The following is a 15,312-nucleotide window of genomic DNA, read 5'->3' as shown; positions in this document are numbered from 1 at the left end:
CGCGTTAGGGATAGCAGCGAATAGCCCACAGTCTCGTTGAGTCTCAAACTCAACAAGACGAGGACTTGAAGCGAATAGCCCGACTTATTATATAAAGAAAGACGATTATCCTTTACGATAACCGCCTTTCTTTATATAATGAGGAACGCAATAATGAATTTTATTTCTTGAGATTTTCAGCTCTAGATTCCCAAGAATCAGTTAGACTATCATAATCAACTGGTTTTGCCGGATTTTGATTTTGCAATCGACCGGAATCAAATGCCCGAACTAATATAGTTTCTATCAGGTAGTCTTCATTAACATCAAAAGGCGCATACTTTGTTTTTAAATTTATATCAAACATGCTTGCCGCCGTATTCGACCAAAATGCTTTCCAGCCACTTTTGAGACTTTTTACTAATTCATATGTTGTGGTGCCTGTTTGACGATCAATTAACTTTACCAATATCTGACCTTGTTTACGGGAAAGCTTTTTGAGTTTAGCTTCGAACTCATCACTCAAATAACTTTCTACTATCTTAAAGTACTTTTTTTTCTCCTTGTTTGTTTTTAGGTTCGCCATTCCTCTATTTAAGTTCGACAATCTTTCAGACGCTAGCTTTGCATAAGGATAGGTTTTATAAACACGATTTTGGAGGATTAAAAATTGCTTTCTTGCTTCGGGATCCGTTTTCCCCTTGTATATCAACACTTCTGGCAGTTGAATGGTATCACCAAGAATAAATTCATCTTCTCCTAATTCATATCCCATCTTTGTAGTGTCCTGAGGTATTACCTGAGCATTAACAGTCATAACGGTACATATAAAAAACAATAAAAATTTAATTAGCTTCATACAGGAAAATTTAATTGCCAAAATTATACATTATATACGCAACTGTAATGCCAAATTTCTACTTTAGCAAAAAAATAATTTTATGAGCACTAAATCAATATTAAACAAGTCCTCCCTTGAGTTTTTAGAAAACTACCTTAATAATGCATCACCCACAGGTTACGAAAGTGGCGGCCAAAAAATATGGATGGAATACCTGAAACCTTATGTAGATACTTTTATAACGGACACTTACGGTTCAGCTGTTGGAATCATAAATCCCGATGCACCTTATAAGGTAGTGATTGAAGGTCACGCTGACGAAATTTCATGGTACGTTAATTATATCACTGACGACGGATTAATCTACGTGATTAGAAACGGCGGTTCGGATCATCAAATTGCTCCATCAAAACGCGTTAATATTCATACTAAAGCAGGAATTGTAAAAGGTGTTTTTGGCTGGCCGGCTATTCATACTCGAAACAGAGATAAAGAAGAAGCGGCAAAAGTTGACAATCTATTTATTGACATTGGTTGTGAAACTAAAGAACAAGTTGATAAAATGGGAGTGCATGTAGGTTGTGTAATTACGTATCCTGATGAATTCATGATTTTGAACGAAAACAAATTTGTTTGCCGCGCCATCGATAACCGTATGGGTGGGTTTATGATTGCAGAAGTGGCTCGTTTGTTGCACGAAAACAAAATAAAACTTCCGTTCGGATTGTATATCACCAATTCGGTTCAAGAAGAAGTAGGTCTTCGTGGTGCAGAAATGATTACCAAAACTATCAAACCCAACGTAGCTATTGTCACTGATGTTTGTCATGACTCCACTACTCCAATGATCGAAAAGAAAATTGAAGGAGATACAAAAATTGGTCGAGGACCTGTAGTCACTTATGCACCTGCAGTTCAGAATAATTTGAGAGAACTGATTTTAGAAACTGCAATGGCAAAAGAAATTCCGTTCCAAAGGTTGGCTTCTTCTCGCGTTACCGGCACAGATACTGATGCTTTTGCGTACAGTAATGGCGGTGTTGCTTCAGCTTTGATATCTTTGCCGTTGCGATATATGCACACTACGGTTGAAATGGTACATCGTGATGACGTTGAAAACGTGATTAAATTAATTTATGAAACCTTATTGAAATTAGAAAACGAAGAAACATTCTCTTATTTCAAATAGTTTTAGAAGCTAATACCGTCTCGTTCTAAAAACGAGATTGCAATCTTTCCCTTTTTGGCAGCAAAAAGGAAAAGGATTTCCTCTTCAAACGAAGTTCACTGAACTCCGCTGAAAGTAGAAACAAAGTGAAGTAATCGGGGCTAAAAAACCGCAGTTCAAATTATGAATTGCGGTTTTTTTATTAACTTTACTCATACAATTCATAAAAATGCAATCAACCACCACATCAATCGAAGCGTATTTAGAAGAAATCACAGAGGAAAGAAAGATAGCTTTTACAAAACTCCGAGAAACAATTCTAGAAAATATTCCAAATGGATTTGTTGAACAAATGTCCTATGGTATGATCGGTTATGTTGTGCCACATTCCATTTATCCAAACGGCTATCATTGTGATCCAAAACTCCCGTTACCCTTTATTAACATCGCTTCGCAGAAAAATTTCATTGCACTTTACCACATGGGAATTTATACCAAGCCGGAATTACTGAATTGGTTTGTCTCCGAATACCCAAAACACAGCAAACAAAAATTAGACATGGGAAAAAGTTGCATCCGATTTAAGAAGATAGACCAAATCCCGTTTGATTTAATTGCTGAACTTGTGCAAAAAATGTCAATAGATGAATGGATAACTTCTTATGAATCATCATTCAAAAAATAAAAAAAAACCGCACTTCAAAATTATGAATTGCGGTTTTTATTTTTTTTACAGAAATTGTTTTATCTGTTCGCTAGATATTCCAAAACATTTTTCTCAATTCTTTCATCTATATTAGTGATGTCTGCTTTTATAAATTTCTCTCCTAAGATATTTTCGTATAATTCGATATATCTCTCAGAAACGGTTTCTATATATTCGTCAGTCATATTTGGAATTTGTTGCCCTTCGAGTCCTTGAAAACCATTCTCGATTAACCAACGACGAACAAATTCTTTCGATAATTGTTTTTGTTCTTCGCCGTTGTTTTGACGTTCCTGGTATCCTTCTGCGTAAAAATAACGAGAAGAATCCGGTGTGTGAATTTCGTCGATCAAGACAATTACACCTTCTTTAGTTTTACCAAATTCATATTTGGTGTCCACCAAAATCAAACCACGACCAGCAGCGATTTCAGTTCCTCTTTGATATAAATCTCTTGTAAATTTTTCTAAAACAATATAATCTTCTTCAGAAACAATTCCTTTCGATAAAATATCCTCACGAGAAATATCAGCATCGTGTTCTCCATTATCCGCTTTAGTTGTTGGTGTAATAATAGGTTCAGGAAATTTATCATTTTCCTTCAAATAGTCAGGCATTGTCACACCGCAAATTTCTCTTTTGCCAAGAGCGTATTCACGAGCTGCATGACCTGAAAGATAGCCACGAATCACCATTTCTACTTTGAAAGGATCGCATAGATGCCCCACAGCAACATTAGGATCAGGAGTTGCAATTAACCAGTTAGGAACAATATCCTCAGTCAATTCCATAAATTTAGTAGCAATCTGATTTAAAATTTGACCTTTATATGGAATTCCTTTTGGCAGAACTACATCAAAAGCTGAAAGCCTGTCAGTAGCTACCATAACCAAAAGTTCATCATTAATATTATACACTTCTCTTACTTTACCGCGGTAAACAGATTTCTGGTTTGGAAAATTAAAATCAGTAGTTGTGATGGTGTTGCTCATTATACTAGTTGTGTGTGTTTATTTTTAGTTCCTGCAAATTTAAAACTATTTCATAGAGTTTCGCAAAGAACAGAACTCTTAAATTTAACTTTTATCTCTAAAGTTATTTTTTAAGCAACGTTTCATTGAATAAATTTAAGATTCGGCTATATTCGTCAACCCAAGAATAGGTTTCTTTAAAACCGTGAGCTTCCACCGGGAAACTGGATAAACTCCATTTTTTCTTGCCTAATTCGATAAAACGCTGAGACAAACGAACAATATCTTTGTATTCTACATTGTCATCTACCATTCCGTGAAGCATTAACAAATCCCCTTGTAAATTATCCGCAAAATAGATTGGAGAACTTTTTTTGTATGCATCCGGATCTGTTTCCGGGAAATTAAGAATGTTTCCGGTGTAGCCATGATTGTAATGGGCCCAATCAGTAACGGAACGTAATGCAGCTCCCGAAGCAAACTCTTTTGGAGTTGTTAGCATTCCCATCAACGTGATGAAACCTCCGTAAGAACCTCCATAAATCCCCACTTTTGAAGCATCAATTCCGTAATTTTCGACAAGAAATTTCTTTCCATCAATATTATCTGTTAAATCTTTTCCACCCATAAAACGATAAATTCCTGTTCTAAAATCACGCCCATATCCATCACTTCCTCTATAATCAATATCTAAAACAGTATAACCTAAATCGACCAATAGATTATGAAACATATATTCTCTGTGGTAAGTGCTCCAGTAGTTGTGTGCATTTTGCAAATAACCGGCACCATGTACAAACAAGATTGCTGCCTTGTTCGCATTTGCAGTTTGTGGCTTATACAATCTGGCATTTACAGGAGTTCCATCCTGCGCTTTGAAAGTGATTACTTCCAGTTCACGCCAAGAATATCCTTTGAAAATTTCCGATGTTGATGACGTTATCTGATTTAAGTTTGTATTCTTTTTATTAGCCGCTACATACAGTTCCCAAGGTTTATTTTTATAGGAATAACGAACCAATAAGGTACTCTCGTCTGGAGACAAACTCACTTCATGAGCACCATCTTTAGTTAAAATAGGCTGTAAGACTGGATTTGAAACTTCCAGTTTATAAAAATTTCTGTTTCCCGGATGCGTAGTTGTTGTGGTTAAATAAAAAGATTTTTTATCTTTTGCCAAACTTACGTTGCGCACTTCCCAATTTCCTTTGGTCAACTGCGTTTTCTTTTTTGATTTTAAATTATAGCTATACAAGTGAGAATAATCGGTCTCTTCGGATTGAAAATAAATAGTTTCATTATCTCCCAAAAATCCAAGTGTTCCTCTACCATACGAATTAGAAGGAATTCCAGGTCCGCCAATCCAAGCTTCATCATGTTGATGATCTAATTCCTGAAAAGTCCCATTTTCTAAATTCAAACTAACAATCCATCGGTCTTTGTTGTCTTGACTTCTTATTTCAGCAATGGCATACGAACCGTTTTCATTGTAAACCGGTTCCTGAACTACGATTAGTTTGTCCTTTTGTGCTGCAGTTTTTGATTTTTCATAAGAATCAAAATATTTAGGAACATCCTGAATATGACTCAACGATGAAAAATTCAAGAAATAAACAGAATCTTTGGCGATGTTATAAATTCCGAATTTGGTTGCCAACAAATTATCTACAGAAACTTTTTCCTTCGTGTCTTCAATTTGGTTGAAACCATCGGCAGTTATAAAACGTTCCATTTTTTCACTTTTTCGTTCCGAATCTTCTATTAATCTGAAGGTGGCAAAATTTCCTTTTGGATCTACTTTTAAGCTTCCAAAAGTGTTTTTTCCATAATAATACGGTTTTGGAAAATCCGATTTTGTAGTTTTTGATTTTGCCAAATTCCATTTTTTCAGTGCTTCTTGATCTCTTACAAATTGGAATAATTCCTCTTGTTGGCTTTTCAAAAAAGATTCTTTATCAGTGGCTTTCTCATCTGATTTTCCTTTACGAAAGTTCGTGATTTGAATAATAGAACCTTCATTAGTATTAAACTGAAAAAGATTTTCATTTTGTCTGAAATACAATATTCCTGCCACAGCGCCCATTTGTAAATTAGAAATTGGACTGCTTTGTTGATAGAGTTTTTTCGAAGTTTTACTTTTCAAGGAATATGAAAATAGTCTTCCTTTATCAATGTAATAATACAAATCTGGATTGGTTGTTTTTTTGAAATCTAATTTTGAAAAAGCAGCTTCATTTGGAGTTGCCAATTCAGGTTTTGACAATCCGTTTTTCCAAAAATAAGTACTCGTACCCAATTCATTATTTGGATTCCAATCAAAATAAACTTTCTGTCCATCTAAAGACCATCTTTCATTCTCTGGTTGCGCACCAATGAAAGCATTGCCCTTCATGATTTCTTCCAGTTTTAGCGTTTGGCTTTGAATTGTTATGGAAAACAAAATACAGATAACAAGGATTATTTTTTTGTTCATTTGGTTTTAATTTTATGCATAAATGGGAAAATATGGTTATTTAAAAATTTAATTGTTCAATAATTCTTGGGCAATATATTTAGCAACTCCTTCATTATCATTCGTCATAATAACTTCTATATGAGAAAGTTTATTTTTCAGGCTTTCAGGAGCATTTCCCATCACCAAAGCTTTGCCAGAGGATTTGAGCATATTTTCATCATTATAGCCATCACCAAAAGAAATGCTTTGTTCGAAAAGAAAATTCTCTTTTTCCAGAATTTTGGCAATCGCAACACTTTTGTCCACTGATTTATCCATAAATTCCAAACAAAACGGCAAACTAAACGCATGGCTAAAAAGTTCAGTATGATTCTCTAAAATTCGGTCTCTCAATTCAATTAATTTCGAATGTTTTTCGTGTGTGAAGAATAATTTTATTCCGCTAACGTCATCTAAAGTATCGAAATCAACAATTTCAGGTAGGTAATTTAATTCTGTCTGAAAACTATTTAATTTTTCGTTTATTTTATTGGTTTGCCAAACATTTTCTTTAAATAAAACGGTCGTAATCTCCGGGTCTATATCTAAATTTAATATTGATTTAATATCGTCACTTTTTATATCAAAAGAAAACAGAAGTTCTTTTTCAGGAGAATGAATACGTGCTCCATTTGAAGTAACTAAATAAACTGGGCATCCTAAACCCTCAACCAAAGGCATTGCGTCCAAGTGATGGCGGCCAGTTGCTACAATTATTAAATAATTTTGATTATGAAGTTCTTGAAAAACAGTTTTAGTATATTGGGAAATTTTGTGATCTGAATTGAGTAACGTTCCGTCTAAATCACTGATAACTACTTTAATTTTATCTTTTAAAATCATTTCTTTTAACTGAAATTTTATTAATTCCAAATTTATTGCATTTTTAAGACATACAAAAGGAATCAATCGGATTTTATTTAAAGCTTTACGGATAAACTGGTAGCTTTTTTTAAATAATAAAGCGGAAAGGAAGTCCATTCTCTACTATAAATGAACTTTCTTTCCTCTCCAAAAAATTTTATTTATTTCCTAATCGTTATTTTCAATCATTTTATAAGCATCAATTACTTTTTTGACTAATCGGTGTCGCACAATATCTTTGTCATCCAGATAAATTATTCCAATTCCATCAACATCTTTCAAAACCAATAAGGCTTCTTTGAGTCCGGAAATAGTTCTTCGTGGTAAATCGACCTGACCAGGATCTCCTGTTATCATAAATTTAGCGCTTTTCCCCATACGGGTAAGAAACATTTTCATTTGGGAATGAGTAGTATTTTGGGCTTCATCTAAAATTACAAAAGCGTTATCCAGTGTTCTACCTCGCATGAATGCCAACGGCGCAATCTGAATTATTCCCTTTAAAATATAATCTTCCAGTTTTTCATTCGGCAACATATCGCGCAATGCATCATATAATGGTTGCATGTATGGATCCAGTTTTTCCTTCATATCACCCGGAAGAAAACCAAGATTCTCACCTGCTTCAACTGCGGGACGCGTTAGAATGATGCGTTTAACTTGTTTTTCTTTTAGTGCTTTAATGGCCATGGCAACACCTGTATACGTTTTTCCGGTTCCGGCTGGTCCAACGGCAAAAACCATATCATTTTTTTCCATCGTATCCACCAGCAATTGCTGATTGCGCGTCATGGCTTTTATGATTTTTCCGCCTACTCCATGCACTAATATTTTATCCTGTCCCTGAAATTTTCTGTCTTCCTGAACATCACCAAGAATTACGCGTTCAATTACATTGTTATCAATATTATTGTACCTGGAAAAGTGAACCATTAATCGTTGAAAACGTTTTTCGAACTCGTCCAAAACTTCTTTTTCACCAAAAGCTTTCAATGTTGTTCCCCGAGCGACAATTTTCAATTTTGGATAATATTTTTTAATTGTTTCAAGATGAGTGTCTTGAGCACCCCAAAAGTCTTTTGGAGCGATGTCTATGAGCTCGATTATTCTTTCGTTCAAATGATGTAGTTTTTAAATTAAAATATGTGAATTAGTGATTTTTTTTTCAAAGTGAATAATTGTAGTATTAATTTGAATTTGTCTTTTGTTTTTTGCTTTTTTGAATTTACTATTATTAGCTTTGCGTTTCTCAAATTTAATGAAAATTAGTTTTACAAAACACCAATAGTTATAAACAAATTTATGTCAATAATTACCCTTACTTCCGATTATGGCTTGAAAGACCACTTTGTAGGTGCGCTAAAAGGGAAAATTTTATCTGAGTATTCCGAAGCTAAAATAATTGACATTTCACATGAAATTGACCCATTCAACACGGTAGAAGCAAGTTACATCATTAGTGCTTCGTATGCGAGCTTTCCAAAAGGAACTGTTCATCTTATTGGTGTGGACATGGAACACAATAAAGAAAATCAACATATTGTGATGCAGTGGAACGATCATTATTTTATTGCCGCCGATAATGGTATTTTAAGCATGCTTTCGCAAAAAATTGTCCCCCAAAAAATCGTGGCAATCAATATTCACGATCGTTTACCCAGTGAAGCAGCTGATCTGGATGTGTTTGTAACCGTTGCCTGCCATCTTGCCAAAGGTGGTTTAATGAACGTTATTGGGAAAGAAATAAACACGATTAAACAAGTCACCGACTTACAAGCTTTTCTTTCCGCTGATGGAAATTCGTTGAAAGGACACGTGATTTACATTGACCATTTTGGGAATGTAGTGACCAATATTTCTAAAAAATATTTTATAGAAGTTGCCAAAGGAAGACCTTATGAAATTGTTATGAAAACCAAAAACATCAAAACAATTTTGCCCAACTATTCTGCCATTGCAAATTCTGATAAATATCCTATCAAATCATATGAGGGCGAAAAATTAGCAATTTTTAACGAAGCCGGTTTTCTTGAAATTGCTATTTTTAGAAGCAATCCTTCTAAAGTAGGTTCTGCGAATAGTTTACTAGGATTAAATTATAGGGATGTAATTATTATAAAATTCGTTTAAACTTTAAACAAAAAATCAAATGTTAGTACGCATAGTAAAATTGAGTTTTCACGAGGAAAATATTCCTGCATTTTTAGAAAACTTTGAGTTAATGAAAGATAAAATACGAAATGCGCCCGGAAATCGTTTCTTAGAATTGTATCAGGACAAAGACAATAAAAGTATTTTCTTTACGTACAGTTATTGGGAAACTGAAGCTGATTTAGAAAATTACAGAAATTCTGAACTTTTTTACGATGTTTGGACATTTACCAAGAAATTATTCAACGGCAAACCGGAAGCTTGGAGCGTGGATAAATTAGTCACTTTAGAATAAAAAAAAGTTTAAAAGTTTAAGGTTTAAAGTTGTTGGATTGAAAACTTTAAACCTTAAACATTTAAAACTTTAAACAAAAAAAATAAATGAAATCAATAGTTTTACGAGAGATAAAATCCTTTTTCGGTTCGCCCATAGGTTACCTGGTAATTGCGATTTTTCTAATTATCAACGGATTGTTTCTTTGGGTTTTTGAAGGAGAATATAATATTTTGAATACCGGTTTTTCTGATTTGACTCCGTTTTTCACTTTGGCGCCCTGGATTTTGATATTCCTGATTCCTGCAGTAACAATGCGCAGTTTTTCGGATGAAAAAAAACAAGGAACATTAGAATTATTGTTGACGAAACCATTGAGTATTTGGCAAATCGTAAATGGAAAATTTCTTGGTGCTTTACTTTTGATTGTACTGGCAATTATTCCAACATTTATTTATGTGGCTGTTATTTCCAGTTTAGGAATGCCGGAAGGCAATATCGATATAGGAAGCACAATTGGTTCTTATTTTGGATTATTATTTCTGATTGCAGCGTATTCAGCCATCGGAATATTTACTTCAACGCTATCCGATAATCAAATTGTAGCTTTTATCGTTGCAGTATTTTTATGTTTTTTCTTCTATTTCGGTTTTGAAGGTTTAGCTTCTGTTGTTCCAAATGTCTCTTCCATAATCGCTTCTTTAGGAATGCAAGATCATTTCAAAAGCATGAGCAGAGGCGTATTAGACACAAGAGATGTCCTTTATTTTACGAGCATCACCGTTGTCTTTCTTTCATTTACTGTTTATAATCTCAAATCTTTCAAATCGTAATGACTACTTCTAAGAAAAATAACTTAAAATCAGTATTGATTATTCTTGCCATTGTAGTGCTTGCGAATGTAGTAGGAAGTTCATTATTTCATCGTTTTGATTTAACAAAAGATAAAAGGTATACACTTTCGCCTACGTCTTTGAATATCATTAAGCAGGTTCAAAATCCGTTGTCTATAAAAGTATATATGCAAGGCGATTTACCGCCTGAATTCAAGCGTCTACAACAAGAAACGAAACAATTACTGGAAGAATTTCAGGCGTATAATAACAATATCGTTTTTGAATTTGTGGATCCTTTGGAAAACGAAGACGCCAGCATGGACAATATTAAGGAGTTGTATCGAAAAGGGCTTACGCCAATAAACATAACTGTTGATGACAAGGGAAAGCAATCTCAGGCGATGGTTTTTCCCTGGGCAATTGCCGTTTACGACAATAAGGAAGTTAATATTCCATTGTTGAAAAATATTATGGGAGCTTCAACTACCCAAAAAGTAATAGGATCTGTGCAGCATTTAGAATATTCGATTGCCGAAGGTTTGAATAAAATTACCAAAGCCAAACAAAAGAAAATCGCTGTTATCAAAGGAAATGGACAATTACAGGATATTTTGATGGCAAAATTTCTTTTACAGGTTCGCGAAAGTTATTTTATAGGTCCATTTACTTTAGACTCAGTTGCCAAAAATCCTATTGGAAGTCTTGAAGCTTTGGAAAAATATGACTTGGCCGTAGTTGCTAAACCTACCGAAACGTTTACCGATGCGGAGAAACAAGTTTTGGATCAATTTATCATCAATGGCGGAAAAACATTGTGGCTGATCGACCAAGTTTCGGCAGAAATGGATAGTTTGTACAATCCTTCAGGAGCAACTTTGGCGTATCCAAGAGATTTAAATTTAAATGATATGTTCTTTAAATACGGTGTCAGAATCAATCCTGATTTAGTAAAAGACGAACAAGGAAGTCCAATAAAACTGGCCACTGGAGAACAAGGAAGTGCGACTCAATTTCAGGAATTTAACTGGAAGTTTGCACCGCAGGTGTATCCAAACAGCTTGCATCCGATTGTGAAAAATTTAGGAGGAATCAAATTTGATTTTGCAAATCCAATCGACACTTTGAAAAACGGAATTAAGAAAACCATTTTGTTGGAATCGTCACAATATTCAAAGAAAATAGGAACACCCGCAGAGATAAATCTGAACATCGTTGCCGAAGAAACTTCGCCAAATGATTACTTGAACAAAGGGAAAATTCCACTTTCGGTTTTGTTGGAAGGTTCATTTCATTCGATGTTTGAAAATCGAGTGTTGCCATTTGAACAAAAAACATTTCAAGCCAAAGGAAAAGAGAACAAAATGATTGTGATTTCGGATGGGGATTTGATAAAAAATCAATTGGATAAAAACCTTCAACCGGTCGAATTGGGATATGACCAAAGGTCTGGAAATTTGTATGATAATAAAGATTTCCTGATAAATTGCGTCAATTATTTATTGGATGACAACGGACTTATTAACATTCGAAGCAAAGATCTTGATTTACCTTTATTGGATAAAGAAAAAGTATATGAAAACTACACCCGAACACAAATCCTAACTATCGGGCTTCCAATTCTTATTTTAGTACTTTTTGGTGTGGTATTCACTTTCCTTCGAAAAAGAAAATACAGCAAATAGATGTTAATAAAAAAGTTTCCAAACTAGAATAGTTTACGATATATTTGTAAAATGTATCGTATTTCAGATTTAGAGGAATACTTTAAAAAATAAAACAAAACAGATGAAATTTATAGTATCGAGTTCGTACTTATTGAAACAATTACAAGTTTTAGGTAACGTGATCAACAGCAGTAATACTTTGCCTATTTTAGATAACTTTTTATTTGATTTAGACCAAAATGTGCTGACGGTTTCTGCTTCTGATTTAGAGACAACCATGTCAGCTACATTAGGAATTGATTCAGAAAGTAAAGGAAGCGTTGCTGTTCCTGCAAAATTACTTTTGGAAATCCTTAAAACATTCCCGGAACAACCCTTAACTTTCACGGTTGAAGAAAACAGTACGATAGAAATCAGTTCTAATTCCGGAAAATATGCTTTGGCATATGCTCCCGGTGATGAATTTCCAAAATCGGTTAACTTAGACGATCCATCGGTAACACTTGTCCCTGCTGATGTTTTGGCAACAGCCATAAGCAAAACTATTTTTGCTGCGGGAAATGATGATTTGCGTCCGGTAATGTCTGGTGTATTTTTCCAATTTTCGCCACAAGGATTAACATTTGTAGCAACTGATGCTCACAAATTAGTAAAATATGCGCGTACTGATGTAACCGCTTCTCAAGTGGCTGATTTCATAATGCCGAAGAAACCTTTGACTATTTTAAAAAATATTCTTGGTACTGCGGATGCTGAAGTGAAAATTGAATACAACGATTCGAATGCTACTTTCTCTTTTGACAATTATGTTTTAATGTGTCGTTTGATCGATGGAAAATATCCAAATTACGAAGCGGTAATTCCAAAAGAAAATCCAAATAAATTAATGATTGACCGTTCTCAATTTTTGAGTTCTGTGCGTCGTGTTGCTATCTTTTCGAATAAAACAACACATCAGATTCGTTTGAAAATTGCTGGTGCTGAATTGAATGTTTCTGCTGAAGATATTGACTATTCCAATAAAGCCGAAGAAAGATTGACATGTGATTATCAAGGTGATGATATGCAAATAGGGTATAATTCTCGTTTCTTGACTGAAATGTTGACCAACTTGCAATCAGATATGATTATGCTTGAAATGTCATTGCCAAACAGAGCAGGAATCCTTACTCCTGTTGATGGATTAGAAGAAGGTGAAACGGTTACGATGCTTGTAATGCCGGTAATGCTGAACAGCTAATTCAATTGTAAAATACGCTATTAACCAAACCATTTTTATATTTAAAAAAACCGTCTCGATTAATTATGAGACGGTTTTTTGCTTTTAATCATCTCCTTTTTGTCATTCCGCGGGGGAGGAATCTGTTTGGTATTCCGTTTAAATGATTCCTGATGCCAGTGGTTTGCTTCGTTCCTCGCAAAGACAAACTGAGCGTTTAAATCTAACTAGTCAAAAATCTAAGAAGTCTAAGAATCCCAACTAAATCACTCCCATTTTTTTCATTAAAAATGTAGCACTTCTATTTTTACAAATTCCATCACGCAGTTTGTAATCAAAATGAAGTTCATTATTGATAATCTCTACTTCAAAACATTTGTTGGTTAATATATTTGGATATTCATTGGTGGTCAAGCAAACTTCAATATCATGGGTAGCTATAGCTCCAACGGCTTTTTTACCAATTACTTTTTTGACTACTTCAATTGTTCCGTTGCGTTTATCATCTGAATTTGTTCCGCGTAATATTTCGTCCAATAAAACAAATGCGGATCTATTTTCTAATTCGTCCATAATTTGCTTTAAGCGTTTGATTTCCGCAAAGAAATACGATTCACTATCGGACAACGAATCGGATAATCTCATGGAAACCAAAACGGGTAACGGATGAACATTAGCTTGACTGGCACAAACCGGCGAACCCATTCCTGATAAAACCATGTTGATCCCCAAACTTCTTAGAAAAGTACTTTTACCGGACATATTAGAACCCGTTAAAATCATAAATGATTGGGGATGAAAACGCACATCATTTCCTATTCTTGTCTTTTGATTTAATAAAGGATGGCTTAAATCCTTAAAATCTATTTCAAAATTGGTGTTTAAGATTGGATATACAAACTCGGGATTGTTATACGTAAAATTGGCTAAACTGTTCAACATTTCAAATTCACCTATAACTTCCAGCCAATTTTCTAATGCTTCGTTATGGTCATTTTTCCATTGAATTAATGATTTTAAAACATGTAAATTAAAAAGAAACGTTCCATTGAATACGATAGCCGTTACGAAATTACTGATGCTGTCCATATTAGAAAACAAACCTGCTAATTGTTTCAAATGAACGCTGGAATTGTCTTTTTTGAACATTAGTTTATGTTGCAAATCAATTAATTTTTGTGATTGAAAAGATTCGTTTTCAATTTTTTGCAACAGCAAACTATATTGATGAATAGTTTTATCAATGTTGGTAGAATTAGCAACTTCAGCTTGGATTCGCTTCATAAAACGTCCTAAAATCATTAAATTAATAACAAAAAAATACGACAAAACAGAAGCAAAAAAGGTATTAGAAGTCACTACATAAGCAATCAGAGCTCCCAGGAAAAGAAGTGGTGAAAAATAGGAAATAAAAACACTCATTTTAGACAAAGGCGTGCTATTGAATGTACTCCACTTGAGAAGCGTCTCATAATTTGATTGATTGTCATTGCTTACTTTGGCGAAAGCCAAAAATTCCTGACGCCAATCTAATTTTTCGGATAATTCTTTTACTGCACGATGATTTCTGGTGATTTCATCATTTGGTAAAAGTGTCAATAATTGGTTTGCAAATATTTTTTTACCAATAAAAGTTGCGGTTCTATTCAAGTTTTGGAATAAGGAATGTTCACCAAAAATATCTAAATCATACGCATACGGATGATGAAAATCATTGAATTCCTGTCCGTTTTCGAAAGGAATTTTATTTCGTTCCAAATAGGAAATTTCATTTTCATTAATATCAAATAAGGCTTGATTGACTTGCTTTTCGAAAACTAATTTAGAATGAATGCGCATCAGTACAACGAACAATCCAAAAAGAAAAATCGCGGCAGCGATCAAAATAATTTCGCTGGTTTTGATGTAATAATATATTGAAACCAAAAAAAGTACAATAGTAAGAAGTCTTAAAATGCTTATACTATTGTACTTTTTATTGATTGCAGTTAATGCTGTTGAAAAGCTAATCTTTTTTGCTTTGTATATTTCCATAATTCAATTGATGAATTGCAAATATAATGAAATAGATTACTTTGAAGTCTAAATTAAAAGGCAATGGCGATGCCGAACTACATAGAATTCATGCTTTCAATTGAATCAACA

General features: G+C 34.0%; 13 protein-coding genes. 7 read left to right on the top strand and 6 right to left on the bottom strand.

All coding sequences use genetic code 11. The annotated features are described in order from the left end of the window. Positions 1-160: 160 nt before the first annotated feature. Positions 161-838 carry a DUF4294 domain-containing protein gene (locus AC0J6S_RS11160; protein ID WP_474953883.1) on the bottom strand — a complete coding sequence of 226 codons (678 nt, stop codon included), beginning with the start codon at positions 836-838 and terminating at the stop codon, positions 161-163. A gap of 82 nt (positions 839-920) precedes the next feature. Here AC0J6S_RS11160 and AC0J6S_RS11155 point away from each other — a divergent pair, with 82 nt between their 5' ends. Next, the gene (locus AC0J6S_RS11155; protein WP_474953882.1) at positions 921-2,009 is read left to right on the top strand and encodes a M42 family metallopeptidase; all 1,089 of its coding nucleotides are present in this window, start codon (positions 921-923) and stop codon (positions 2,007-2,009) included. Between the two features lie 208 nt (positions 2,010-2,217). Then, positions 2,218-2,673, top strand: coding sequence for a DUF1801 domain-containing protein (locus AC0J6S_RS11150; RefSeq protein ID WP_474953881.1), 456 nt, complete (start codon positions 2,218-2,220; stop codon positions 2,671-2,673). 59 nt (positions 2,674-2,732) lie between these two features. Here AC0J6S_RS11150 and AC0J6S_RS11145 read toward each other — a convergent pair whose 3' ends face one another. The 4 genes from AC0J6S_RS11145 to AC0J6S_RS11130 form a co-directional block, all read right to left on the bottom strand. Beyond that, a complete protein-coding gene (locus AC0J6S_RS11145; protein WP_474953880.1) occupies positions 2,733-3,686 on the bottom strand; it encodes a phosphoribosylaminoimidazolesuccinocarboxamide synthase in 954 nt (317 codons plus the stop codon). Positions 3,687-3,789: 103 nt separating this feature from the next. Continuing rightward, positions 3,790-6,138 (bottom strand): alpha/beta hydrolase family protein, encoded by a 2,349-nt coding sequence (locus AC0J6S_RS11140; RefSeq protein ID WP_474953879.1) that lies wholly within the window; start codon positions 6,136-6,138, stop codon positions 3,790-3,792. A 48-nt stretch (positions 6,139-6,186) separates the two neighbouring features. After that, positions 6,187-7,032, bottom strand: coding sequence for a Cof-type HAD-IIB family hydrolase (locus AC0J6S_RS11135; RefSeq protein ID WP_474953878.1), 846 nt, complete (start codon positions 7,030-7,032; stop codon positions 6,187-6,189). A gap of 159 nt (positions 7,033-7,191) precedes the next feature. Next, positions 7,192-8,142 carry a PhoH family protein gene (locus tag AC0J6S_RS11130; RefSeq protein WP_474953877.1) on the bottom strand — a complete coding sequence of 317 codons (951 nt, stop codon included), beginning with the start codon at positions 8,140-8,142 and terminating at the stop codon, positions 7,192-7,194. Between the two features lie 183 nt (positions 8,143-8,325). Here AC0J6S_RS11130 and AC0J6S_RS11125 point away from each other — a divergent pair, with 183 nt between their 5' ends. From AC0J6S_RS11125 to dnaN, 5 genes are all read left to right on the top strand, one after another. Continuing rightward, positions 8,326-9,153 (top strand): SAM hydrolase/SAM-dependent halogenase family protein, encoded by an 828-nt coding sequence (locus tag AC0J6S_RS11125; protein WP_474953876.1) that lies wholly within the window; start codon positions 8,326-8,328, stop codon positions 9,151-9,153. Between the two features lie 19 nt (positions 9,154-9,172). Continuing rightward, complete coding sequence (locus tag AC0J6S_RS11120; protein WP_474953875.1) at positions 9,173-9,469, top strand: putative quinol monooxygenase; 297 nt, start codon at positions 9,173-9,175, stop codon at positions 9,467-9,469. A gap of 86 nt (positions 9,470-9,555) precedes the next feature. Next, positions 9,556-10,281, top strand: a complete 726-nt coding sequence (gene gldF / locus AC0J6S_RS11115) for a gliding motility-associated ABC transporter permease subunit GldF (RefSeq protein WP_474953874.1) — start codon at positions 9,556-9,558, stop codon at positions 10,279-10,281. Further along, positions 10,281-11,966 carry a gliding motility-associated ABC transporter substrate-binding protein GldG gene (gene gldG / locus AC0J6S_RS11110; RefSeq protein ID WP_474953873.1) on the top strand — a complete coding sequence of 562 codons (1,686 nt, stop codon included), beginning with the start codon at positions 10,281-10,283 and terminating at the stop codon, positions 11,964-11,966. The genes gldF and gldG overlap by 1 nt, the downstream gene beginning before the upstream one ends. Positions 11,967-12,069: 103 nt before the next feature. Beyond that, positions 12,070-13,188, top strand: a complete 1,119-nt coding sequence (gene dnaN, locus AC0J6S_RS11105) for a DNA polymerase III subunit beta (protein ID WP_474953872.1) — start codon at positions 12,070-12,072, stop codon at positions 13,186-13,188. Positions 13,189-13,428: 240 nt separating this feature from the next. Here dnaN and AC0J6S_RS11100 read toward each other — a convergent pair whose 3' ends face one another. Next, positions 13,429-15,201 (bottom strand): MutS-related protein, encoded by a 1,773-nt coding sequence (locus AC0J6S_RS11100; protein WP_474953871.1) that lies wholly within the window; start codon positions 15,199-15,201, stop codon positions 13,429-13,431. Between the last annotated feature and the right edge of the window lie 111 nt (positions 15,202-15,312).

The organism is Flavobacterium sp. TS_SC_5, assembly GCF_056156265.1.
Note: the sequence above shows the minus strand (reverse complement) of the source record. Positions and strands in the feature narration are given on the sequence as shown.

Bases quoted from the DNA above. Each gene is read 5' to 3' on its own strand.
- AC0J6S_RS11160 (WP_474953883.1), bottom strand. From the start codon at position 838: ATGAAGCTAATTAAATTTTTATTGTTTTTTATATGTACCGTTATGACT.
- AC0J6S_RS11155 (WP_474953882.1), top strand. From the start codon at position 921: ATGAGCACTAAATCAATATTAAACAAGTCCTCCCTTGAGTTTTTAGAA.
- AC0J6S_RS11150 (WP_474953881.1), top strand. From the start codon at position 2,218: ATGCAATCAACCACCACATCAATCGAAGCGTATTTAGAAGAAATCACA.
- AC0J6S_RS11145 (WP_474953880.1), bottom strand. From the start codon at position 3,686: ATGAGCAACACCATCACAACTACTGATTTTAATTTTCCAAACCAGAAA.
- AC0J6S_RS11140 (WP_474953879.1), bottom strand. From the start codon at position 6,138: ATGAACAAAAAAATAATCCTTGTTATCTGTATTTTGTTTTCCATAACA.
- AC0J6S_RS11125 (WP_474953876.1), top strand. From the start codon at position 8,326: ATGTCAATAATTACCCTTACTTCCGATTATGGCTTGAAAGACCACTTT.
- AC0J6S_RS11120 (WP_474953875.1), top strand. From the start codon at position 9,173: ATGTTAGTACGCATAGTAAAATTGAGTTTTCACGAGGAAAATATTCCT.
- gldF (WP_474953874.1), top strand. From the start codon at position 9,556: ATGAAATCAATAGTTTTACGAGAGATAAAATCCTTTTTCGGTTCGCCC.
- gldG (WP_474953873.1), top strand. From the start codon at position 10,281: ATGACTACTTCTAAGAAAAATAACTTAAAATCAGTATTGATTATTCTT.
- dnaN (WP_474953872.1), top strand. From the start codon at position 12,070: ATGAAATTTATAGTATCGAGTTCGTACTTATTGAAACAATTACAAGTT.
- AC0J6S_RS11100 (WP_474953871.1), bottom strand. From the start codon at position 15,201: ATGGAAATATACAAAGCAAAAAAGATTAGCTTTTCAACAGCATTAACT.